This window comes from Leucobacter sp. HNU (assembly GCF_047946755.1).
Lineage (GTDB): Bacteria > Actinomycetota > Actinomycetes > Actinomycetales > Microbacteriaceae > Leucobacter.
On sequence record NZ_CP178837.1, the window covers coordinates 986,738 to 1,008,015 of the forward strand.

Below are 21,278 nucleotides of genomic sequence, written 5' to 3' on the forward strand. Positions count from 1 at the left end.
CGCGCCGCGCGCGGATGCCGTTCGACGAGGGCACGGGTCTTCGGCGAGGGCACGGGTCTTCGGCGAGGGCGCGGGGCCTCGACGAGAGCACGGCGTGCCGGACGGTGAGAAGGAGTTCCCTCGTCGAGAAAGGGATCCCTCGCGGGAGCGGGGCGCGCGACTCCGTGATCGTGCGGGCGAGCGGGGAGCGAGCGGGCGAGCGGGGGAGCGAGCGGGCTGGCGAACGAACGGGCGCGCGCGGCTAGGCGATCGCGGCGGCTCGCCGCGCAGCGCGCTCGTGGAGCGCCCGGCGCAGGCGACGGACCAGCCACCACAGGAGCAGCGCCACGAAGACGAGCGCGAGCACGGGAACGACGACCGCGAGCACCGCGAGGAGCGCCGCTCCGATGTCCTCCAGTGCGCTCGTCACGGGAGCCGCGAGACCGGCGCTGAGCGCGTTCAGCACGGGTCGGGCGATCGCCTTCAGCAGGTGTGGGACGAGCGCGATGAGCACCCCCAGCACGAACGGCCAGACCTGACCGCTCTGCACCCACTGGGCAGGGTCGGTCACCGCGACCGTGTCGGCCTTCGCCCCGGCCGAGAACACGAGGCCGCCGGACGCCGGGCGGATCACGGTGTGCAGCACGTCGTTCGCGGTGTCGAGCACGGGGAACTTGTCGACCAGGATCTCGATCACGAGCAGCACGCCGACGATGCCGAGCGTCCACTCGTTCTCGAGCCAGGACCATCCGGACGGCAGCTGCACCAGGTCGGTGAAGCGGGAGAGCAGGCCGAGCGCCAGCAGCGGAATGTACGCGTTCAGTCCCGCGGAGACGGCGAGGACGCCGCCGGTGATCAGCTCCAGCATGCCCTCAGCCTACGCGGAGCCGCATGCCGGGCCCCGCCGCCCCTAGACTGCTTGGCGTGCAACTCATCGCGCTCACGGGCGGCATCGCCGCCGGCAAGTCCACCGTCGGCCGCCGCTTGGCGGAGCTCGGCGCGAGCCGGATCGACGCCGATCAGCTCGCCAGGGAGGTCGTCGAACCGGGCACGCCCGGCCTGCGGGCGATCCGGGAGCGATTCGGGGCCGAGGTGATCCGCGCGGACGGGGCCCTCGATCGGGCAGCGCTCGGCGCGCGTGTGTTCGGAGACGCCGCGGCCCTCGCCGACCTCAACGCGATCGTGCACCCCGCGGTGCGCGAACTCGCGGAGCGTCGGATCGCCGAGGCCGCCGCAGCGGATCCGGAGGCGATCGTCGTCTACGAGATCCCGCTGCTCGTCGAGACCGGCGGGCGCGCGGCGAGCACCGTTCCCTGGGATCTCGTCGTGGTCGCGGATGCGCCGGCGGCGCTCCGGATCGACCGCCTGGTCGAACTGCGCGGCCTGGAACGTGCCGAGGCCGAGCGCCGGATCGGGAGCCAGGCCGGCGACGCCGAGCGCCGAGCGATCGCGGATGTCGTCATCGATACGAGCGGCACGGAGCAGGAGACCCTGGATCAGGTCGACGCGCTGTGGGCGCGCCTCAGGGGCTCGGGCGAGGAGGCGGCTCGCCCGCGTCGAGGCGAGGAGCCGATCAGCGGCTGAACTCCGCCAGCCAGTTGAGCTGGAACTGCGCCACGGCGGCGATGATCACGTAGCAGAACAGGACGATCACCCAGGTCCAGGAGTAGAGCGAGCGGAACAGCCTCGCGGGGCGCTCCGCCAGCACGACGTCCCCGACCGCGTACGGCCGGAGCAGGGTGGTCCAGAAGAGCGGGATCATGACCGCCCACACGACCATGCACCAGGGGCACAGCGTGCCGAGCACGAAGATGCTCTGCGTGGCCAGCCAGCAGATGAAGAGGAAGCCGCCGAACAGGCCGATCTGGTAAAGGCTCCAGAACCATCGCGAGAAGCGGGCGCCGGCGAGCAGCGCGACCCCCACCGCGATCGGGGCGACGAAGGCGCTGACGCCGATGATCGTGTTGCTGAACCCGAAGAGCGAGCCCTGCCACGAGCCCATGTTCGGGCCGCAGGTGACGAGGATGCTGACGCTGCAGTTCGGGACGTAGTCGGGGTTCTGCAGCGTCTTGATGTACTCGGTCAGGAGTTCGAACGCGGCGAACCAGCCGATCGCGCCGAGCACAATCGTGAACACGGCGAAGCCGATCGGACGGGGAGCGCGCACCGGCGTTGTGGTCATAATTCGAATCCTAGTGACCATTTCTGCGGTGCGTATTCAGCTGACGTGCCATAATGGACCTCGTATCGGCGCCGAACAGGCGAGATGCGCACAGTCTTTTGGCCGCCCTGCGGCGGTCACCGGTCGATGCACTGACCGAGCGCGGAGCACACGCCCCGCGGAGAACAGGATTTGCGGCGGTGAGCCGCCGCACCGAGGAGATTCCCGGAGGGGCGAGTATCCTCCGGGCCAGAGGAGTACACCAGAGATGGTGAATCAGCCCGACAACGAAACTTCACAGAACGTCGAACCCGTCACCGCGGAGCCGACGAGCAGCGACGCGCCCGAGACCAATGCGCCCGAGACGATTCTCGATGCGGTCGAGGCCGCGCTCGACGCGCGGACCGAGAACGCCGGATCCGAGGCGGAGGCCGCGGAGACGGAAGGCGCTGAGGTAGCGACCGCGGTCGACTCGGCTGCCGCCTCCGAGGACGCCGCCGCAGATTCCGCACCCGATGCGGACGCGGCTCCGGCTGACGCGGCTCCGAGCGGTTCGGAGTCCGAGTCGACCGATGCCGCTCCGGCCAAGCCCCACCCGGAGCTCGTGCTGCCGCTCGCGGACATGACGCCGGAGGAGCGCTTCCGTGCTACCACGCGCCTGATCTTCCTGGCGCCCGACGTGCCCCCGATCGCACCCCGTCCGCGCCGCGGCGGTGCCGAGCTGCGCCAGCTCGACGACCTGCTCGACCAGCAGTTCTCGCGCGACGAGGCCGAGGATCGCGAGTCGGGTTCCGGGCGTCGGCGCAGCCGTCGCCGCAGCGGCGGCCAGGAGGTGCCGCCCGAGGAGGAACCGCAGCCCCGCCGCCAGCCGCGCCAGGCCCCGGTGATCACCGAGCCGCAGAAGGTCAAGGGATCCACCCGCCTCGAGGCGAAGAAGCAGCGCCGCCGCGACGGTCGCGACGCGGGCCGTCGCCGCCGCATGGTCATCACCGAGTCCGAGTTCCTCGCGCGCCGCGAGGCCGTGGACCGCGAGATGGTCGTCCGTACGACCGCGGACCGCATCCAGATCGGCGTCCTCGAAGACAAGGTCCTCGTCGAGCACTACGTCGCGCGCTCCAGCGAGAGCTCGCTGATCGGCAACGTCTACCTTGGGCGCGTGCAGAACGTGCTGCCCAGCATGGAGGCGGCGTTCGTCGACATCGGGCGCGGCCGGAACGCCGTGCTCTACTCGGGCGAGGTCGACTGGTCGGAGTTCGAGGGCAGCAACACGGCACGCCGCATCGAGAACGCGCTCAAGCCGGGCGACCAGATCCTGGTGCAGGTCACCAAGGATCCGGTCGGACACAAGGGCGCCCGTCTCACGAGTCAGATCTCGCTCCCGGGCCGCTTCCTCGTGTACGTGCCGGGCGGTGCGATGAACGGAATCTCGCGCAAGCTGCCCGACACCGAGCGCGCGCGCCTGAAGAAGATCCTGAAGGCCGTCCTGCCGTCCGGCGCGGGCGTGATCGTCCGCACGGCGGCCGAGGGCGCGAGCGAGGACCAGCTCACGCACGACGTGCAGCGTCTGACCCGTCAGTGGGAGTCGATCCAGAAGCGGGTCGAGAAGGGCGGGGCCCCGGTCCTGCTGCACTCCGAGCCGGACATGCTCATCAAGATCATCCGGGACGTCTTCAACGAGGACTTCCACCGCCTCGTGATCTCGGGCGCCGACACGTTCAGCACGATCTCGAACTACCTCGAGCAGGTCGCCCCCGATCTGCTGCAGCGCGTGGAGCGCTTCGAGGGGGAGCGGGACGTCTTCGACGAGTACCGCATCTCCGAGCAGATCGTGAAGGCGCTCGACCGCAAGGTCTGGCTGCCCTCGGGCGGCTCCCTCGTGATCGACCGCACCGAGGCCATGACGGTCGTCGACGTGAACACGGGCAAGTTCGTGGGCTCCGGCGGCAACCTCGAGGAGACCGTCACCAAGAACAACCTGGAGGCCGCCGAGGAGATCGTCCGGCAGCTCCGCCTCCGGGACATCGGCGGGATCATCGTCGTCGATTTCATCGACATGGTGCTCGAGTCGAACCGCGACCTCGTGCTGCGCCGTCTGGTGGAGTGCCTGAGCCGCGATCGCACGAAGCACCAGGTCGCCGAGGTGACCTCGCTCGGCCTCGTGCAGATGACGCGCAAGAAACTGGGCCTGGGCCTGCTCGAATCGTTCAGCGAGCCCTGCGAGGTGTGCGCGGGACGCGGCGTGATCGTGCACCACGAGCCGGTCGCCAAGCACCGCGGAGCGGACTCGGCGCCCTCGCGCGGCAAGCGGAAGTCGAACGGCGGCCAGGGCGGCGGCCAGAACGGCAACGGCTCGAACCACTCGAACGGACACGGCGGGCAGAACGGTGGGCAGCAGGCCCACGCGGCTTCGCAGACCCACGCCATCAGTGACGGCGCGAAGAACATGCTCGCCCAGGTGGCCGCATCCACGATTCCTGGATCGGCGAAGCACGAGGACGACGCTCCTCGAACCGAGGCCGAAGCTCCCGCTGCGGAGTCCCCGAAGCGCGAATCCGGGCAGCGGAACCGCGCGCAGCGCGGCGCGCGCACCGCGTGGGAGCACGCTCAGGCCGATCCCGCTCCCGCGGCCGAGCCCGCGGGCGGCCTGCTCGACTCGGTGCTCGAAGCGCTGCCCGATGCTCCCGCAGCGGGGCGGGGGCGGTCCCGCGGACGCCGCGTATCGGTCGCCTCGGGGCGTGCCGCGGAGACGCGCGAGAACGAGGCCCGCAGCGACGAGTCGGTGCGAGCGGCGCAGGCCGCACTCGCCGAGGCGCTCGACGCGACCGTTTCCGGTCGCGACGCCGAGTAACGGGGACACGCCAGGCATTTGACCGGTCGGCGATCGGGAGATATGCTTGATCGCTGGTGCCACTCTTTTTGAGTGGCGATCCGGTGAACAGGGCGCGGTTCCACAGTGCGGAGCAGCGAGAACGTTCGCCCCGCAGACCACGAACGGCGATTTCAGCGTCGCGGTTCGGATACGTAAGACGATCCTCAGGAAAAGGGTGACAAGTGGTTTACGCAGTAGTGCGCACCAGCGGACGGCAGGAGAAGGTCGAGGTCGGCTCGATCATCACGGTGAACCGTCTTTCGGCTGACGCCAAGGACAAGATCGAGCTGCCCGCCGTGCTGCTCGTCGACGGCGACCAGGTGACCACCGACGCCGCCAAGCTCGCCAAGGTCAAGGTGACCGCCGAGGTGCTCGAGGACCTCCGCGGCCCGAAGATCGTGATCCAGCGGTACAAGAACAAGACCGGCTACAAGTCGCGTCAGGGTCACCGTCAGGATCTCACCCGCATCAAGGTCACGGGCATCAAGTAGCCCCCGGCTTCCCGAAACAAGGAGACTAGAGACTCATGGCACATAAGAAGGGCGCGAGCTCGACCCGCAACGGTCGCGACTCGAACGCACAGCGTCTTGGCGTGAAGCGCTTCGGCGGTCAGCAGGTGAACGCCGGCGAGATCATCGTGCGTCAGCGCGGCACCCACTTCCACCCGGGCGCCAACGTCGGCCGCGGTGGCGACGACACCCTCTTCGCTCTCGCCGCAGGCGCGGTGGAGTTCGGCGCGAAGGGCGGCCGCAAGGTCGTCAACATCGTGACCGCAGCCGCCTAACACTCGGCAGCACTTGGCAAGGGCGGGCTTCGGCTCGCCCTTTGCCGTATTTTCGGGCTTTTGAATCTGACGTGAGGAACGCAGCATGGTGACGTTTGTTGACCGGGTGCAGGTGCACCTGCAGGCCGGGCGGGGCGGCAACGGCTGCGTGTCGATCCGACGAGAGAAGTTCAAGCCGCTGGCGGGCCCGGATGGCGGGAACGGCGGGCACGGCGGCGACATCGTGCTGCTGGCGGATCCGCAGGTCACCACGCTGCTCGACTTCCACCGCCGTCCGCACCGCAGCGCCGAGAACGGCGGCTACGGCGCCGGCGACTATCGCGCGGGCACCAACGGCGCCGAGCTCACCCTCTCGGTCCCCATCGGTACCGTGGTCAAGGACGAGGCCGGCGAGACCCTCGTCGATCTCACGGAGCCCGGCACCCGCTACGTCGTCGCCCACGGCGGCATCGGCGGCCTGGGCAACCACTCGCTCGCCAGCACCAAGCGCAAGGCCCCCGGCTTCGCGCTGCTCGGCACCGAGGGTTGGTCGGGCAGTATCACCCTCGAGCTCAAGACCATCGCGGACGTCGCCCTCGTCGGGTACCCCTCGGCGGGCAAGTCGAGCCTGATCGCCGCGCTCAGCGCCGCGAAACCGAAGATCGCGGACTACCCGTTCACCACGCTGCACCCCAACCTCGGCGTCGTGCAGGCGGGGGAGCACCGTTTCACCGTCGCCGACGTCCCCGGCCTCATCGAGGGCGCGAGCGAGGGCAAGGGGCTCGGCCTCGATTTCCTCCGCCACGTCGAACGGTGCAGCGCGCTGCTGCACGTGCTCGACTGCGCGACCCTGGAGCCCGGTCGGGACCCGCTCTCCGACCTCGAGGTGATCAAGGCGGAGCTCGCCGCCTACCCGGTGCCCGAGGGCCAGGTACCGTTGCTGGATCGTCCGCAGCTGATCGCGCTCAACAAGGTCGACGTGCCCGAGGCTCGCGAGCTCGCCGAGTTCGTGCGCCCCGAACTGGAGGCGATGGGCTATCGCGTCTTCGAGATCTCCGCGGCGTCGCACGCCGGTCTGCGCGAGCTCTCGTTCGCCATGGCCGAGCTGGTCGAGACCGCGCGTGCCGAGGCGCTGCGCGACGAAGTCGAGCAGCCGCGGATCGTGCTGCAGCCGAAGGCCGTCAACGAGAGCGGCTTCACGGTGCGCACGGAGGGCGGCAGCTACGGCACGCTCTACCGGATCCTCGGTACGAAGCCGGAGCGCTGGGTCGCGCAGACCGACTTCACCAACGACGAGGCCGTCGGATACCTGGCGGACCGCCTCAACAAGCTCGGCATCGAGGACGCGCTGGTCAAGGCCGGTGCGGTCGCCGGATCGACCGTCGTGATCGGTCCGGGCTCCGGTGTGGTCTTCGACTGGGAGCCCACCCTCACGAGCGCGGCCGAGGTGCAGATGGGCGCCCGCGGCACCGATCTGCGTGTGGACCAGAACAAGCGCCGCACCAACAACGAGCGCCGCGAGGAGTATCACACGCTCATGGACGCCAAGGCGGAGGCGCGTGCGGAGCTCGAGCGCGAGCGCAAGGCGGGCATGTGGAGCGACGAGGCATGAGCCGCGCCGAGTGGCTGCTGTCGGGGCGGCGGGTCGTCGTCAAGGTCGGCTCGTCCTCGGTCAGCGGCGACAACGCCGCGCAGATCCCGCACCTGGTGGATTCGCTGGCGCGCCTGCACTCGGCTGGCGCCGAAGTGATCCTCGTGTCCAGCGGCGCGATCGCGACGGGAGTGCCGTTCCTCAAGCTGGAGGAGCGGCCCGACGACCTCGCGACCCAGCAAGCCGCGGCGGCGGTCGGGCAGAACATCCTGGTGAACCGCTATCAGCACGCGCTCACGACCCACGAGATCGTCGCCGGCCAGGTCCTGCTCACCGCGCACGACCTCGACAACCCGACGCACCGCGGCAATGCGAAGCGCGCGCTCGAGCGACTGCTGCAGCTCGGGATCCTGCCGATCATCAACGAGAACGACACCGTCGCCACCCACGAGATCCGCTTCGGCGACAACGATCGGCTGGCGGCGCTGGTCGCCCGCCTGATCGGTGCCGACCGGCTCGTACTGCTCTCCGACGTCGACGCGCTCTACACCGCTCCTCCGGCGGTCGCGGGGCCACCCGCATCGCCGAGGTCGCCTACGGCGACCGGCTCGACGGCGTCGAGATCGGCGAGACCCAGTCGGGTTGGGGCACGGGAGGTGCTGCGACGAAGGTCCAGGCAGCTCGGCTCGCGGCCGATGCGGGCACCGAGGTGCTGCTGACCGAGACGCGATTGCTGCCCGCGGTGCTCGACGGCGCGGATCACGGCACCTGGTTCGGGGCGCGCGAGCCCGAGCCCGCAGCGTAGCCGCGCGCGCTCGACCGCTCGCGTTCGCCGAAGCGCGATAGTCTGGCCCGATGAGCGTGCTGAACGATCCCTTCATCGACCGACTCGAGCGTGCGCGCACGGGCGCGAAGCGCCTCGCTACCGCCACCACCGCGTCGAAGGATGCGGCGCTGGAGGCCATCGCGGCGGGAATCGAGCAGGCGATCCCGAGCATCGTCGTCGCCAACGCCGAGGACCTCGCGCGCGGCCGCGAGAACGGCCTGGAGGTCGGGCTGCTGGATCGCCTCCTGCTCGACGAGGGTCGTCTGCGCGGTCTTGCTGCGGCCGTGCGCCAGGTGATCGCGCTGCCGGACCCGATCGGTCAGGTGGTCCGGGGCAGCACGCTCGCGAACGGGATCCGGATCAGCCAGGTCCGCGTGCCCTTCGGCGTGATCGGCGCGATCTACGAGGCCCGTCCCAACGTGACCGTCGATATCGCGGCGCTCGCGCTGAAGAGCGGCAACGGCGTCGTCCTCCGCGGCGGCAGCGCCGCCGAGCGCTCCAACGCGGTGCTGGTCGACGTGATCCAGCGCGCGGTCGCATCGGTCGGGCTCGACGGCGATGCAGTGCAGACCATCGACGAGTTCGGCCGGGAGGGCGCCTCGCGCCTCATGCGGGCGCGCGGCTACGTCGACGTGCTGATCCCGCGCGGCAGCGCCGGGCTCATCTCGACCGTGGTGCAGGAATCGACGGTCCCGGTCATCGAGACGGGTGCGGGGATCGTCCACGTCTTCGTGGATGCGAGCGCCGACGAGGAGATGGCGGCGGCCATCGTGCGGAACGCGAAGACCCACCGCCCGAGCGTGTGCAACGCGGCGGAGACCCTGCTCGTGCACCGGGATGCCGCGGAGCGTCTCCTGCCGCGACTCGCGGCCGATCTGATCTCGGCGGGGGTGACGCTGAACGGCGACGAAGCTGCGCGCGGCTTCTCCGACGAGATCCTGCCGGCGGGGAGTCCGAGTGGAGCACCGAGCACCTCGCCCTGGTCATGGGCGTCCGCGTGGTCGAGTCGCTCGACGAGGCGCTGGCGCACATCGAGCGCTATTCGACCCGGCACACGGAGTCGATCGTCACGCAGGACTACGCGAACGCGGAGCGCTTCCTCGCCGAGGTCGACTCGGCGGCGGTGATGGTCAACGCCTCGACCCGGTTCACCGACGGCGGGGAGTTCGGCTTCGGCGCCGAGGTCGGGATCTCGACGCAGAAGCTGCATGCTCGCGGTCCGATGGGCCTGCCGGAGCTCACGAGCACGAAATGGCTCGTCCGCGGGTCCGGTCAGATCCGCTGATCGGAAACCGATAGACTGTTTGCCAACTATCCATTTGCTCGCACAGTAGAGGACGCCAGATGTCACTTCTCGCCACGGTCGCCGCAGCAGCCGAGGGTTCTTCGCACGTTGTCAACGAGCTGCCCATGCCCGCTCCGCTCTTCGGGGTCATCGTCTTCGGCATCTTCACGGCGCTCGCCATCGTGACCTTCAGCTTCCGGGACGTCGCGAACCGCCACGCCGAGAAGGCGGAGGCGTACGCTCGCGAGCATGGTGATGCCCAGCATCACTGAGCCGGTGCAGCACCGAAGCCGCCGTATCGGGGTGATGGGCGGCACGTTCGATCCGATCCACCACGGCCACCTCGTCGCTGCGAGCGAGGTCGCGCAGAGCTTCGACCTCGATGAGGTCGTGTTCGTGCCGACCGGACGCCCGTGGCAGAAGACCCGGGTCACCGAGAGCGAGCACCGCTACCTGATGACGGTGATCGCGACGGCATCGAATCCGCGGTTCCGCGTGAGCCGCGTCGATGTCGACCGAGAAGGCCCGACCTACACCGTCGACACGCTTCGGGACCTGCGCGCGATCTACCCCGACGCCGAGCTGTTCTTCATCTCGGGTGCCGACGCGGTCGAGCAGATCCTGAGCTGGAAGGACGTCGACCGACTCTGGGAACTCGCTCACTTCATCGCGGTTTCCCGGCCCGGTCACGAGCTCTCGCTTTCGGGTTTGTCGGGCGAGCACGTAAGCTTGTTAGAAGTCCCTGCGCTGGCGATCTCGTCGACCGACTGCAGAAGTCGAGTCGCGCGCGGCTATCCGGTGTGGTACCTCGTGCCCGACGGAGTCGTGCAATACATTGCCAAGCACGAACTGTACACCGATGGAAGCGACTGACCGATGAGCGAGCACGACGAGACACCCGCCCTGACCCGGCGCGAGCGTCGGCTGCAGGCCCTGGGCGAGACCGGCTCCATGCCGACCGTCGACGCCCCTGCGGCCGCCGCGGAAGCGGCTGCGGTCGCGGCCGAGCAGCAGGCGCCCGCCGCCACCGATCCCGTGGACGAGATCGAGATCTCGCCGACGGATCCCGACGGGCGTCCCCGAAGCCGACGTGAAATCCGTGAATTGCGCGAGCGTGCGCGTGCGGAGATGGAGGCCGCAGCGGCTGCCGAGCAGGCGAGTGCCGAGCCCGCATCCGCCGAGCCCGAGCCCGCTGAGGCCGTGGCTCCCGACATCGCGGACGCGGAGCACGTCGCCCCGGAGCCCGCTGCCGCGGATCCCGCCGAGATCCCCGTGACCGAGTCGCCTGCGGAGCCGACGCTCGAGACGGTCGCCGCGGAGATCATCGAGACCGAAGCGCCCGAAGCCACCCCAGCTGCGCCCGCGACGATCATCATGGATTCGGTCGAGGTCGAGTCGAACCCGGTCGACGCGGACACCGAGTCTCCCGAGCGCGACGCCGAAGCGTCGCCCGAGGGTCCCGGGACCCCCGCTGACGGCGCGGACGCGAACGGCGCCGCCGCGGAGCCGATCGATCCCGCTGCGACGCAGGCGTTCTCCATCGCCGAGATCGCCGAGGCATCGGGCAGCTGGTCGGAGGAGCGCGCACCCGAGACCGCCGGAATCGACTTCGACGCCATGGTCGGTCAGGCCACGGCCCAGGTCGCCGAGGAGGCCGGGCAGGCGGACGATGCGAACTCCGCGGACGAACCCGCCGCCGACCAGGCCGCGCCCGCGAAGCCCAAGAAGCGCAAGCTCGGCTGGAAGAAAAAGCAGGACGGCGCCGCCGAGGACACTGCAGAGCAGGCGTCCGAGGGCGTCGCGCCGCAGGGCGAAGCGCCGGGGATGCCCGCCGCGTTCGCGCCGCCCGCGCTCATCGAACCCGCCCCTGCCGACGAGGCCGCCGACGCTCCCGTCGTTCCGGAGGTCGCCCCGCAGTCCGAGGCCGATTCGCAGTCCGCGGAGGAGCCCGAAGCGCGTCCGGATGCTCCGGCCGCACCCGCAGCACCCCAATCGGCGCGCACCGGTTACTCGTTCCCCGACATCGTCCCGCTCGACGACGGCATGTCGGTCTTCGACGACCCGGCCGTCCATCGCGCCCGCATGGGCCAGTCTGGGCAGGGCCCAGGCGATTTCGAGGATCTCATCTCCCGCGCGGTGGCCCAGGAGGGCGCCGCCAGCACGACGAACACGTCCGCGCTGATCCTGCCCTCGATGCCCGAGAGCAGCGAGCTCACCGGCCCGCTCGGCGCGACCGGAGATCTCTTCCTCACCGGTTCTATCGAACTGCCGAAGTCGCTGGGCGAGACCGGCGGCCACGCGGCGCTGCACGACTCGATCGACGTCGATGCGGCCGAGGAGGTCAGTCGCGAGGCGGCCCCGAGCGATCCGCACGGCGCCACCCCGGTGTCGGCGGCCCGCGCCGTCAGCGCCCGTTCCGCGCACTCGGTGGCCGTGGTCAACGAGAACAAGCGCGGGACCAAGACGCTGCCCATCATCCTGATGTCGGCCGGCGGCGTGCTGCTGGTCGGCGTCGTCGGGCTCCTGATCTGGGGCGCGAGCAACGGGATGTTCGGCTGATCGCCGACGCATCCCAGTATTCCAACCAGACCCATTGAAAGGGACGCGTGAGCGACACCACTGACGTTCTCAACACTCTCGAGACCGCGGTCCTCGCGGCCGACGCGAAGGGTGCGACCTCGCCGGTCGCGCTGGAGGTGGGGGAGTTCTTCCCCTACGCCGACGCCTTCCTGCTGCTCACGGGCAGCGTCGAGCGCAACGTGCAGGCGATCTCCGATGCGGTCGAGGACGCCCTGAACGAGGCCGGTGTGCGCACCGTCCGCCGAGAGGGGCGCGAGGGCGGACGCTGGGTCCTGCTCGATTTCGGAGGGCTCATCGTCCACGTCTTCCACCAGGAGGAGCGGGACTTCTACCAGCTCGAACGGCTCTGGAGCGACTGCCCGGTGATCGACACGCGCGGGATCTTGGAAAAGGCGGCCGATTTGCGTTCGACCCCCGAGAGTGATGTAAAGTAGAAGAGTTGTCGGGGGAGAATTCGTCCGACTTCCACGGGTCTGTGGCGCAGCTGGTAGCGCACCTGCATGGCATGCAGGGGGTCAGGGGTTCGAGTCCCCTCAGATCCACTCGAGAACAGAAGGTCCGGCGAAAGCCGGGCCTTCTGCCGTTTTCGGCCGCACCGAGTCGGATGCCCGAATCCGTGCCGCCAGAGCCTGGTCCGCGGGCGCGCCCCGCTGATACTGTCGCTCCGTGGAACGACAGAGCGCGCCGAGGATCGAAGGTCTGCCAGACCGATCCATCACCCGCTTCGGGGAACGCGAACTCCGTGAGGAGGGGATCCGGGGCGTCGATGGGCCGCTCGGCATGACGGCCAAGGCCCGCGCCTTCGGTCCGGTCCTGATCGTCGAGGCCGAGGGCACCGGCTCCGAGTTCGAGCGCCGACCGATCCGGCCGGACCTCCCGACGATCGACCTGCTCTTCGTGCAGCAGGGCGAGTTCGAGTACCTCGACGCCGGCGTCTGGCGTCCGTCCCGTGGCCCGCTGATGATCGCTCCGAGCGGCCTGCCGAACCGAGTGAGGGTCGCCGGCCCCTGGCGATTCGTCGTCGCCCGGATCCCGCGCGAGGCGCTCCTCCTGCACGCGCCGACGCTCGACGACCGGGTCAGCATCCACGAGGAGCTGACGCTGTCGGAGCGCTCGCTCGCGGTGCTGCTCTCGCAATCGGTGCAGAGCGAGCAGGCGGCATCCGAAGCGGATGCGCGGCTGATCGCGCGGACGGTGCTCGAGATGGCCGGCGCCGTGCTCCGCGCCCGGCAGTGCGGGGCCTGGGACCTGGAGGATCGGCAAGCCGGGATCCGGGATCGCGCGTTCGCCATGATCCGGCGCGACGCAGCGGACCAGGGCCTGGATCCGGAGCGGATCGCAGCCGGCGCCGGCGTGTCGCTGCGGTATCTGCAGGAGATCTTCGCGGCGGGCGGGAGCTCAGTGGCGGCGGAACTGCGGAAGGAGCGTGCGCGGATCGCGCGCTCGCTCCTGCAGGATCCCGGGTCCGGCGGCCTCGGTGCGACCGAGATCGCCCTGCGTTCCGGTTTCGGCTCCAGCGCGAGCATGCGCCGGGCGCTCGCGACCTTCTACCGGCTCGGCCCCTCAGAGCTCCGGCAGCGCGGCGGCGAGCAACTCGCCTCGGAGGGCCGTGGGATCTACTCGGGTTCGAGCTCCAACTGACGCTGGAGCCGCGCCGCGAGCAGCCGCTTTCCCTGCTCTCCCGCCTTGAGGCTGTTGTACTGGATCTTGCTGAACCACTCCTCGAGTTCGGCGTCCCCGGCTGCCGCCGCGTCCTGGACGAACGCGGCCATCCTCCAGGAGTTCCGCAGGGATTCCTCGAGCACCCGCACGAGGTCGTAGTCGGGGTCCTTCACCGGGCTGTCCGGGGGATGCGTCGTCATGATCTCTACTCCTGCCTCTCGGATGCGAACCGGCGTTGCGCCGGACTCCAGCGTCGCGCGGCCCGGGGAGGAGGTCCCAGGGCCTTGCGGGCTCGGCGCCGTGGACGTATCATGCGTCGGCAATCGCGGGGGGAATACCGGTGCGCCACGGGGGAAGTCAACCCCGGTGCGTCCCGAGCCGCCCGAGCATACGCTCGGAGCACGCAAGACGCTCGACCCCGACCGGAACCGCGCAGACGCGTCGCTCGATGCGGCCCGGGGTGGAACGGGACGGAGAGGACCCCATGCACACCATCGCGAACGACATCACCGTCGACCTTCCGGTGCGGACGGTCTACGACCAGTGGACCCAGTTCGAGACCTACCCCGCCTTCATGTCCGGCGTCGAGGAGGTGAGGCAGCTGGATGACCGGAACACCTACTGGTCGGTGCGGGTCGGCGGTGTCGAACGCGGCTTCCAAGCCGAGATCACCGATCAGATCCCCGACGAGCTCATCGCCTGGCGCAGCGTCAGCGGGCCCGAACACGCCGGCCGAGTGACGTTCGAACCGCTGGAAGGCGACCGCACCTCGGTGCATCTCGAGCTGAACTGGGATCCAGAGGGCCTGGTCGAGAAGGCCGGCGCCGCGCTCCAGATCGACGACCTGCAGGTCGCCAGCGATCTCCGGGAGTTCGCGCGCCTCATGGAGTCGAACGGGTTCGCGACGGGAGCCTGGCGGGGGACCGTCGACGGGTCCCGCGAGACTCCGGGAACCATCGACCGCTGATCCGTCGCTCGCGCGACGCGCGAACCGTGTCCCGGAGGAACGGCCGCGACACGGACACACACGAACATCCGAGCGGTCGAGCCGCCGAACGAAGGAGCAGGGCCATGGCCGAGATCTGGGAGCAGAACGAGGAGAAGGGTCCGGAGGACGAGCTGGTGGTCACCGCGCAGCGGGACTCCGGGCGTCCCGCGGTCGAACCGGAGGATCAGCAAGCGGTCGAGACGACCGAGCCCGATCCGCGCGACGCGCTGGAAGAGCTCGGCGAAGACGTTTCCTCCTCCCCGGCCCGACGCGGCCATGAGGACCCGGAGGAAGCGGCGATGCACGAGTCGGAGGGGTGAGGCTCGTGGGAGAGCAGGTGCTCCGGAGCTTCGGGGTGGAGGAGGAGTACTTGCTGTTGGATCTCGAGCACGGGACTCCCGTGGATCTGGCGGCCGAGCTCACACTCGCCACCGACGAACGAACCGGAGAGATGGATCGCGAGTTCTTCTCGAGCCAGGTCGAGACCTCGACCCCCGTCTGCCGCAGCGCGGCCGAGGCGGACGCAGCGCTCGTCGGGTTCCGGTCGAGGGCGGGACGAGCGGCTTCCGAGCGCGGCTTCATCCTGTCGGGCACCGGCCTCCCTCCCGTCGGAGGGGAAGTCGTGGGCACGGTGACGCCGAAGCCGCGGTACCGGCTCATCGAAGCCGAGATGCGCGCCGCCGGACACCATCAGTACGGCACGGGCACGCACGTCCACGTCGAGGTGCCGAGCCGCTCTGCCGGGGTCGGCGCACTCGCGCGCCTGGCACGATGGGCCCCCGCGCTCCTCGCCCTCACCGCGAACTCGCCATTCTGGTGCGGACGTGATACCGGATTCGCCAGTTGGCGGCACGTGATGGGGCTCTCCTGGCCCGTCTCCGGCTACCCCCAGCACATCGAGGACGAGGCGGGCTACGCGGAAGCCGTCGACCGGCTCGTGGGGGCCGGGATCGTCCCCGACGCGGGCGTGCTCACCTGGGTCGCCCGTCTGTCCGAACGGTACCCCACCCTGGAACTGCGGATCGCCGACGCGCAGCTCACCCCCGAGTCGGCGGTGTCGTTCGCGCTCCTCGTGCGGGCGGTGATCGAGCGGGGACTGCGCGATGCGCAAGCGGGGATGCAGCGTCCGCGCTTCGTACCCGGCCTGATCGACGGCGCGAACTGGATCGCTGCGCGAAACGGCCTCGGCGGCGAACTCGTCGATCCGGGATCCGCCGAGTCGGTGCCGGCCTTCGAGCTGATCGACCGATTGCTGGAATCGGTCGAGGGGAGCTCCAGCGGAACGGCGATCGCGACCGCGTGGTCTCCTGGATCGACTCGTTGCGCGACTCGGGAGGACCGGCGGAGCAGCAGCGGCGGGCCTTCGCCTCGGGAGGCATCGGCGGACTGCTCGAACTGTTCGGGGACGGGTCGATCCCGCAGCGCGTCGACCCGGTCGCGGCGGGCGGGTGAGCGCGCGCCGCCGCGGCAGGCTCCCGATCCGGCGAATACCCGACGACGGATCGGGCTTCGCCTATCGGGACGGCACGCGCAGGATCAGGTCGAAACGAGAGATCGCGCGCATCGAGGCCCTCGCGATCCCTCCGGCGTGGGGCGACGTCGAGATCGCGCGGTCGCCGCGGGCCAAGGTCCTCGCCCGCGGGGTCGACGCGGCGGGCCGGACCCAGGCGATCTACCACCCGGCGTTCCGTCGCCGGCAGGAGCGGAGGAAGTTCGACCGGGTGCGCCGGTTCGGGCGTGCGCTGCCGCGCCTGCGGGCCCGCGTGGATCAGGACCTGCGACGCAGGCGTCTGAGCGAGGACCGCATCGCCGCCTGCGTGATCAGGCTCATCGATCTGCAGCTGTTCCGCGTGGGGAACGCCGAGTACGCCGCACGGCATCGGAGCTACGGCGTGACGACGCTCACGGAGCAGCACCTGCGGGCGACCGGCTCCGCGGTCGAGTTCGACTTCGTCGGCAAGAGCGGACAGCGGCAGCGGCGTCGGGTCCGCGATCCGCGGATCGCCCGCATCGTCTCGCAGCTGCTGCAGCTGCCGGGGCCGGAGGTGTTCCGATTCTTCGACGAGGACGGGATCGTCCACGAGCTCCAGAGCCGCCACGTGAACGCCTACGTGAAACGGCACATGGGCGCTGAGTACACGGCGAAGGACTTCCGCACATGGGGCGGCACCGTGACGGTGGCCGCTGCGCTCCTGGACGCCGATCCCGCGGATCTCGCGTCGGAGCGAGGACGGGAGGCGGTGGTCCGCTCGGCGCTCTCCTCGGCCGCCGAGCGGCTCGGCAACACCCGGGCGGTGGCGCGATCCTCCTACGTCGATCCGCGGGTGCTCTCGGCCGTCGAGCACCCCGAGGTGCTGGACCGGGTGCGCGGTCTGCGCACCCGGCCACGGAGGTACCTGGAACGCTCAGAGCAGCGGACGCTCCGGCTGCTGCACGAGCTGGAGCGCGCGGGGGTCTCAGGCTGACGCCACCGCGCTGCTGACCGCGGTCGGCCCGTCGTACTCGGTGTCCTCGATCCGTTCGAGCGCGGCGACCACGTCGGGCGCGGCTCCGGCTTTCCGCGCGGTATCGACGATGTCGCTCTTCGATGCGGGGTAGTCCACTCCGCCGAGGTACTTCTGAATCTGGACGGGGTTGGGATGCTCGGTCATGGGCCTCTCCTTCTCTTCGGCGCGGGAATGCGCTCCGTGCTCGCCATCGGGTGATCGCGAGGGCTTCTGCTCGTCCCGGGGGAAGACGACGTCGCTCGCCTCGCACCGCCGGTCCACCACCGTCGTCGGCGACTCGAGATGCACCGCGCCGCTCGGCAGGATCCCGGCGCCGCCCCGGCGCTCCATGACGCGCCACTGGGCCACTCGGTCCTCGCCGGCATGCTCCGGCGGGAGTTCCGGCCAGAAGTCGAAGCCGCCAGCCTCGAGCAGGGCGCCGCGGTCGAACATCGCGCACGCCCCGATCCACGCCACCCGATACGCGACACGATCGTCGTCGTCCAAGCGGCGCTGGGCCGCGAGGTGGGTCGGGTTCGCGGCGTTGTGCAGCCGCCAGCGCTCGAACGACCGCGACCAGGGCCGCACGCGCTCGGGTGCGACCCTGCCCGCCTTCCACGCCTCGAATCCCGCGGTCTCGTCCGGACGCACGTCGTCCAGATAGGAGAGGCCCTGCACGGCGAAGCCCACGAATCCGCAGCCCGTCTCGGTCATCGCGGCGTCGAGGCGCGCGAGCGAACCGGGCTCGAGCCACACGTCGTCGTCGATGAACAGGACGCGGGGCGCGCCGGCGAGGTCGAGCAGGAACTGCCGCTGCTCGGCCATGCCACGGCGGGGAAGATGCCGGTGGAATCGGACCGGCCGCCCCTGCGCTTCGAGCACCCGGGCCATGGCGCGAACGGCGGGCTGCTCCGAAACCGCCTCGTCGGACTGATCGCTGACGACCACCGCGAACGGAGGATCGTCCTGTGCGGCGAGGCCCGCGAGGGTGACGGCGAGCTCGGCCGGACGACCGGCCGTGGGGATCAGCACGTCGACCCGGGGCGGGATCGGCTGCGGTGGCGCCGCCCACCGCGCCGCACCGCGACGGCTCCGCGGGGTCACTGCGCGACCGCCCCGATGGGATCGTGGACGGCCCCGGGAGGAACGCCGCCGCTGTGCGCGTGCTCGTGGGTCAGGTCCTCCAACGTGCAGACGCAGGTGCCCGGCCTGGCGACTGCGATATCCGCCGCGGCCTGCGCCGTCTCGACGGCGTCCTCGAGGCCTGAACCGGCGGCGAGCGCCGCGGTGAGCGTCGCGGCGAGCACGTCGCCCGCTCCGGATGCCTGGTGCTCGGGTGCGGGCGACGCGGTCGTGCGGTGCGGGGGCAGCCCGGGACGAAGGAGGACGGTGCCGGTGCGGTCGAGCGTGACGAGCACCGCGCGTGCGCCGGTGGCGCGCTGCAGGCGGTCCGCTGCGCGCGCCGCGCGGTCGGCCCGGCCGTCGCCGGAGCCGAGTGCGACGCCGGGGACGCGTTCGGCTTCGACGGCGTTGGGGGTGATGACGTCGGGTCGCAGCCGGCGCCACTTCGCCGGGTCGTGGGCGTCGACGATCACCACGGGGGACGCGACAGCTTCGCGATCGCGGCGACCACGGTGTCGTCGAGGAGTGCGGATCCGTAGTCGCAGATGAGGAGGGCGTCGCTGCCGGCGAGCGCTTCGCGGGTGTGGGCGACGAGCGCCCGGCGCGCGGTGCTGGGCCAGTCGCCCTGCTGTGTGCGGTCGAGTCGCAGGAGCAGCTGGTCGTCGACGGCGACGCGGACCTTGGTCGTGGTCCGTGCGCCGGGCACGCGGGCGAGCCGTGCGACGTCGACGTGGGCCCGGATGAGGTGCGCACGGAGCTCCTCCGCCGCGCCGTCGAGCCCCAGGGATCCGACGGCGAGGACGTGCGCGCCCAGGGAGGCGAGGGTGAGCGCGGTGTTGGCTGCGCCTCCGGGCACGTGTCGCTGCTCGGAGAGCGCCACGACGGGCACGGGCGCCTCTCGCGCGATGCGCTCGATCCGCCCGGTCCACCAGCCGTCGAGCATGTAGTCGCCGACGACGGCGACTCGCGGTCGCACGCGCGCGATCCGTTCGATGCACTCCGCTCGGGTCATGCCGTCACTCCTCGCGGGTCGGTTTGCCGAGGTACGGATCGGGGCACTGGAGCGTGGAAGCGCGATGCGGACGCCGTGTCGCCGAGTGGACCGGCAGTGGAGGCGGCATGCACGACGAGCAACGGGATTCGATGCGATTGGGAGAGGTCCGCCGTATCGCGGTGCTGCGCGCGGGGGCCTCGGCGACCTGCTGCTGGCGCTTCCGGCGATCCGGGCCCTGGAGGAGTGCTACCCGGAGGCCGAGATCACGTTGCTCGGCACGGCGGCCGCGGGGGAGCTGCTCGGCGCGCGGCCCGGTGCTCCGCATCGATTCGCGGTGCTGCCCCCGGTCCCGGGGGTCGGGGTGCCTGCGGCCGACTCCGTCGATCCGCGCGCCGTGCAGCGCTTCGTCCGCGAGATGCGCGAGCAGCGGTTCGACATCGCGGTCCAGCTGCACGGCGGCGGTCGCTACTCGAATCCGCTCGTCGCCGGTCTGCGCGCGCGGTGCTCCGCTGGGCCGAGCGCGGCCGACGCGATCGCGTTGGATCGCAGTATCGACTATGTCTACGCGCAGCACGAGGTGGTGCGCTGGTCGGAGGTCGCGGCTCTGGTCGGCGCGGTGCCGAGCGTCGCGGGACCGGCACTCGAACTCACCGCTGCCGAAGCTGCGGCGCGCGCGAATCGCGGACGGCAGCCGACGGTGGTGATCCATCCGGGCGCGTCCGATCCTCGTCGCCGCTGGCCGGTCGGCTGTTTCGCGGAGGTGGCTACGCAGCTGGTCGCGGCGGGGGTCGCCGTTCGGCTGGTCGGGTCCGGCGACGCGGATGCCGCCGCGTGCGCGGAGATCGCATCCGCCGTCGCTCCCGCCGATCGGGGCCGCAATTCGGTCGAGGATCTCTCGGGCCGCCTTGCGCTCCCGGAGCTCGCGACGGTGCTCGCGGGAGCGGACGTGATGGTCGGCAACGACAGCGGCCCGCGCCACCTGGCGGAGGCGCTGGGCGCCCGGACCGTCTCGGTGTTCTGGTGTGGCAACCTCATCAACGCCGGTCCGTTCGGACGCGCGCGCCACCGGGTGCAGGTCTCCTGGACGACCGAGTGCCCGGTCTGCGGACGGGAGTGCGTGCGCACCGATGCCGGGGCCGAGCGCTGCCCGCACGACGTCTCCTTCGTCGGCGACGTCCCGGTCGAGGCCGTCGGCCGCGACGTCGCACGGATGCTCGAACTCGCGCTGCGTGAGCGCTGAGCGTCGGACGATCACGGCCATGAGGGCTCCTCCTCCGGGCAGACGACCAGTTCGCGGATCTCGCAGTGCGGGGGCTGCTGCAGCGCGAACACCACGGTGCGCGCGACGTCGGCGGGTTCGTTGAGCTGCGCGTCCGCCGCGGGTCGGTAGTCCTCGGGCCGGTCGTCGAAGAAGCGCGTGCGCATGCCCGCGGGGATGAGCGTCGTCACGCCGAGGCGACCGCTCGTCTCGGCTGCGAGGGCGCGGGAGAATCCGAGCACACCGAACTTCGAGGCGCAGTAGGCGGTCGCGTCGGGCAGGGCGCGCAGCGCGAGGGAGGAAGCGACGGTGACGACCCGGCCGTGACTGCGCGCGATGTGGGGGAGCGCGGCCCGCACGGTCGATACGGTGCCGAGCAGGTTCACGCCGATCACCCGCTCCCACTCGCCGGCGGGGACGTCGTCGAGCCGGCCGCAGCGGTCGATCCCGGCGGCGGTCACGACGGCGTCGATGCCGCCGAGCTGTTCGGCGATCTCCGCGACGACCTCCTCGACGCGGGAACGGTCCGAGACGTCCGCGACCCAGGAGGGGAAGCGATCGTCGGCGCGGCTCGGGAAGGCGAGGTCGACGACGGCGGGAGTGCCTCCCGCTTCGGCGACGGCTTCGGCGACGGCGGCTCCGAGGCCGGAGCCGCCTCCGGTGATGAGCACACGGCCGATGGGACGGGGGTACAGGCTGTCGCGCATGCGAGTC

General features: G+C 70.8%; 22 protein-coding genes, 1 tRNA gene and 3 pseudogenes. 19 read left to right on the plus strand and 7 right to left on the minus strand.

The window, feature by feature from the left end:
* Positions 1-241: 241 nt before the first annotated feature.
* On the minus strand, positions 242-847 hold the full coding sequence (locus tag AB3K78_RS04775; RefSeq protein WP_416446615.1) for a DUF4126 domain-containing protein: 606 nt from the start codon (positions 845-847) through the stop codon (positions 242-244).
* A gap of 56 nt (positions 848-903) precedes the next feature.
* Between AB3K78_RS04775 and coaE the strand changes: the two genes are divergently transcribed.
* Entirely contained in the window at positions 904-1,563 is a 660-nt protein-coding gene (coaE, locus tag AB3K78_RS04780; protein WP_416446617.1) for a dephospho-CoA kinase, read from the plus strand.
* Here the strand turns inward: coaE and AB3K78_RS04785 are convergent.
* Complete coding sequence (locus AB3K78_RS04785; RefSeq protein ID WP_416446619.1) at positions 1,553-2,161, minus strand: vitamin K epoxide reductase family protein; 609 nt, start codon at positions 2,159-2,161, stop codon at positions 1,553-1,555. The genes coaE and AB3K78_RS04785 overlap by 11 nt on opposite strands.
* A gap of 247 nt (positions 2,162-2,408) precedes the next feature.
* On the opposite strand from AB3K78_RS04785, the gene AB3K78_RS04790 reads away from it, so the two are divergent.
* The 12 genes and pseudogenes from AB3K78_RS04790 (at position 2,409) to AB3K78_RS04845 (ending at position 13,695) form a co-directional block, all read left to right on the plus strand.
* Positions 2,409-4,988, plus strand: coding sequence for an Rne/Rng family ribonuclease (locus tag AB3K78_RS04790; protein WP_416446621.1), 2,580 nt, complete (start codon positions 2,409-2,411; stop codon positions 4,986-4,988).
* Positions 4,989-5,191: 203 nt separating this feature from the next.
* On the plus strand, positions 5,192-5,500 hold the full coding sequence (gene rplU / locus AB3K78_RS04795; protein WP_046456392.1) for a 50S ribosomal protein L21: 309 nt from the start codon (positions 5,192-5,194) through the stop codon (positions 5,498-5,500).
* A 35-nt stretch (positions 5,501-5,535) separates the two neighbouring features.
* Complete coding sequence (rpmA, locus tag AB3K78_RS04800; RefSeq protein WP_046456391.1) at positions 5,536-5,793, plus strand: 50S ribosomal protein L27; 258 nt, start codon at positions 5,536-5,538, stop codon at positions 5,791-5,793.
* An 85-nt stretch (positions 5,794-5,878) separates the two neighbouring features.
* Positions 5,879-7,384 (plus strand): GTPase ObgE, encoded by a 1,506-nt coding sequence (gene obgE / locus AB3K78_RS04805; RefSeq protein ID WP_416446624.1) that lies wholly within the window; start codon positions 5,879-5,881, stop codon positions 7,382-7,384.
* Positions 7,381-8,168: pseudogene (proB, locus tag AB3K78_RS04810) on the plus strand (glutamate 5-kinase). The gene obgE and the pseudogene proB overlap by 4 nt, the downstream one beginning before the upstream one ends.
* Positions 8,169-8,218: 50 nt before the next feature.
* A pseudogene (locus AB3K78_RS04815) lies at positions 8,219-9,474 on the plus strand (glutamate-5-semialdehyde dehydrogenase).
* A 59-nt stretch (positions 9,475-9,533) separates the two neighbouring features.
* Positions 9,534-9,746, plus strand: a complete 213-nt coding sequence (locus tag AB3K78_RS04820; protein WP_046456387.1) for a hypothetical protein — start codon at positions 9,534-9,536, stop codon at positions 9,744-9,746.
* Positions 9,730-10,347: a nicotinate-nucleotide adenylyltransferase gene (gene nadD, locus AB3K78_RS04825; RefSeq protein ID WP_099725300.1), complete on the plus strand. Its 618-nt coding sequence runs from the start codon at positions 9,730-9,732 to the stop codon at positions 10,345-10,347. Before AB3K78_RS04820 ends, nadD begins: the two co-directional genes overlap by 17 nt.
* A gap of 3 nt (positions 10,348-10,350) precedes the next feature.
* On the plus strand, positions 10,351-12,033 hold the full coding sequence (locus tag AB3K78_RS04830) for a hypothetical protein (RefSeq protein ID WP_416446626.1): 1,683 nt from the start codon (positions 10,351-10,353) through the stop codon (positions 12,031-12,033).
* A 47-nt stretch (positions 12,034-12,080) separates the two neighbouring features.
* Positions 12,081-12,488, plus strand: a complete 408-nt coding sequence (gene rsfS / locus AB3K78_RS04835; protein WP_416446628.1) for a ribosome silencing factor — start codon at positions 12,081-12,083, stop codon at positions 12,486-12,488.
* Between the two features lie 35 nt (positions 12,489-12,523).
* Positions 12,524-12,596: transfer RNA gene (locus AB3K78_RS04840), tRNA-Ala, on the plus strand.
* A 124-nt stretch (positions 12,597-12,720) separates the two neighbouring features.
* Positions 12,721-13,695 (plus strand): helix-turn-helix domain-containing protein, encoded by a 975-nt coding sequence (locus AB3K78_RS04845; protein WP_416446630.1) that lies wholly within the window; start codon positions 12,721-12,723, stop codon positions 13,693-13,695.
* Here AB3K78_RS04845 and AB3K78_RS04850 read toward each other — a convergent pair.
* The gene (locus tag AB3K78_RS04850) at positions 13,671-13,916 is read right to left on the minus strand and encodes a hypothetical protein (protein ID WP_416446632.1); all 246 of its coding nucleotides are present in this window, start codon (positions 13,914-13,916) and stop codon (positions 13,671-13,673) included. The genes AB3K78_RS04845 and AB3K78_RS04850 overlap by 25 nt on opposite strands.
* A gap of 284 nt (positions 13,917-14,200) precedes the next feature.
* On the opposite strand from AB3K78_RS04850, the gene AB3K78_RS04855 reads away from it, so the two are divergent.
* From AB3K78_RS04855 to AB3K78_RS04875, 5 genes and pseudogenes are all read left to right on the plus strand, one after another.
* Positions 14,201-14,683, plus strand: coding sequence for an SRPBCC family protein (locus tag AB3K78_RS04855; protein WP_416446634.1), 483 nt, complete (start codon positions 14,201-14,203; stop codon positions 14,681-14,683).
* 104 nt (positions 14,684-14,787) lie between these two features.
* Complete coding sequence (locus AB3K78_RS04860; protein WP_416446636.1) at positions 14,788-15,024, plus strand: hypothetical protein; 237 nt, start codon at positions 14,788-14,790, stop codon at positions 15,022-15,024.
* Positions 15,025-15,104: 80 nt separating this feature from the next.
* Positions 15,105-15,845, plus strand: a pseudogene (locus AB3K78_RS04865) (carboxylate-amine ligase); the annotation flags it as partial.
* Between the two features lie 158 nt (positions 15,846-16,003).
* Positions 16,004-16,156, plus strand: coding sequence for a hypothetical protein (locus tag AB3K78_RS04870; protein WP_416446638.1), 153 nt, complete (start codon positions 16,004-16,006; stop codon positions 16,154-16,156).
* Positions 16,153-17,169: a DNA topoisomerase IB gene (locus AB3K78_RS04875; RefSeq protein WP_416446640.1), complete on the plus strand. Its 1,017-nt coding sequence runs from the start codon at positions 16,153-16,155 to the stop codon at positions 17,167-17,169. The genes AB3K78_RS04870 and AB3K78_RS04875 overlap by 4 nt, the downstream gene beginning before the upstream one ends.
* On the opposite strand, the gene AB3K78_RS04880 is transcribed toward AB3K78_RS04875, so the two are convergent.
* The 3 genes from AB3K78_RS04880 to AB3K78_RS04890 are packed head-to-tail and all read right to left on the minus strand — an operon-like array spanning position 17,161 to position 19,324.
* Positions 17,161-18,294: a DUF2795 domain-containing protein gene (locus AB3K78_RS04880; protein WP_416446642.1), complete on the minus strand. Its 1,134-nt coding sequence runs from the start codon at positions 18,292-18,294 to the stop codon at positions 17,161-17,163. The genes AB3K78_RS04875 and AB3K78_RS04880 overlap by 9 nt on opposite strands.
* The gene (locus AB3K78_RS04885; RefSeq protein ID WP_416446644.1) at positions 18,291-18,788 is read right to left on the minus strand and encodes a PfkB family carbohydrate kinase; all 498 of its coding nucleotides are present in this window, start codon (positions 18,786-18,788) and stop codon (positions 18,291-18,293) included. Before AB3K78_RS04885 ends, AB3K78_RS04880 begins: the two co-directional genes overlap by 4 nt.
* Positions 18,782-19,324 carry a bifunctional heptose 7-phosphate kinase/heptose 1-phosphate adenyltransferase gene (locus AB3K78_RS04890; RefSeq protein WP_416446646.1) on the minus strand — a complete coding sequence of 181 codons (543 nt, stop codon included), beginning with the start codon at positions 19,322-19,324 and terminating at the stop codon, positions 18,782-18,784. The genes AB3K78_RS04885 and AB3K78_RS04890 overlap by 7 nt, the downstream gene beginning before the upstream one ends.
* A 250-nt stretch (positions 19,325-19,574) precedes the next feature.
* Between AB3K78_RS04890 and AB3K78_RS04895 the strand changes: the two genes are divergently transcribed.
* Positions 19,575-20,546, plus strand: a complete 972-nt coding sequence (locus AB3K78_RS04895; RefSeq protein ID WP_416446648.1) for a glycosyltransferase family 9 protein — start codon at positions 19,575-19,577, stop codon at positions 20,544-20,546.
* Positions 20,547-20,557: 11 nt separating this feature from the next.
* Here AB3K78_RS04895 and AB3K78_RS04900 read toward each other — a convergent pair whose 3' ends face one another.
* Positions 20,558-21,271 (minus strand): SDR family oxidoreductase, encoded by a 714-nt coding sequence (locus AB3K78_RS04900; protein ID WP_416446651.1) that lies wholly within the window; start codon positions 21,269-21,271, stop codon positions 20,558-20,560.
* Positions 21,272-21,278: the final 7 nt, after the last annotated feature.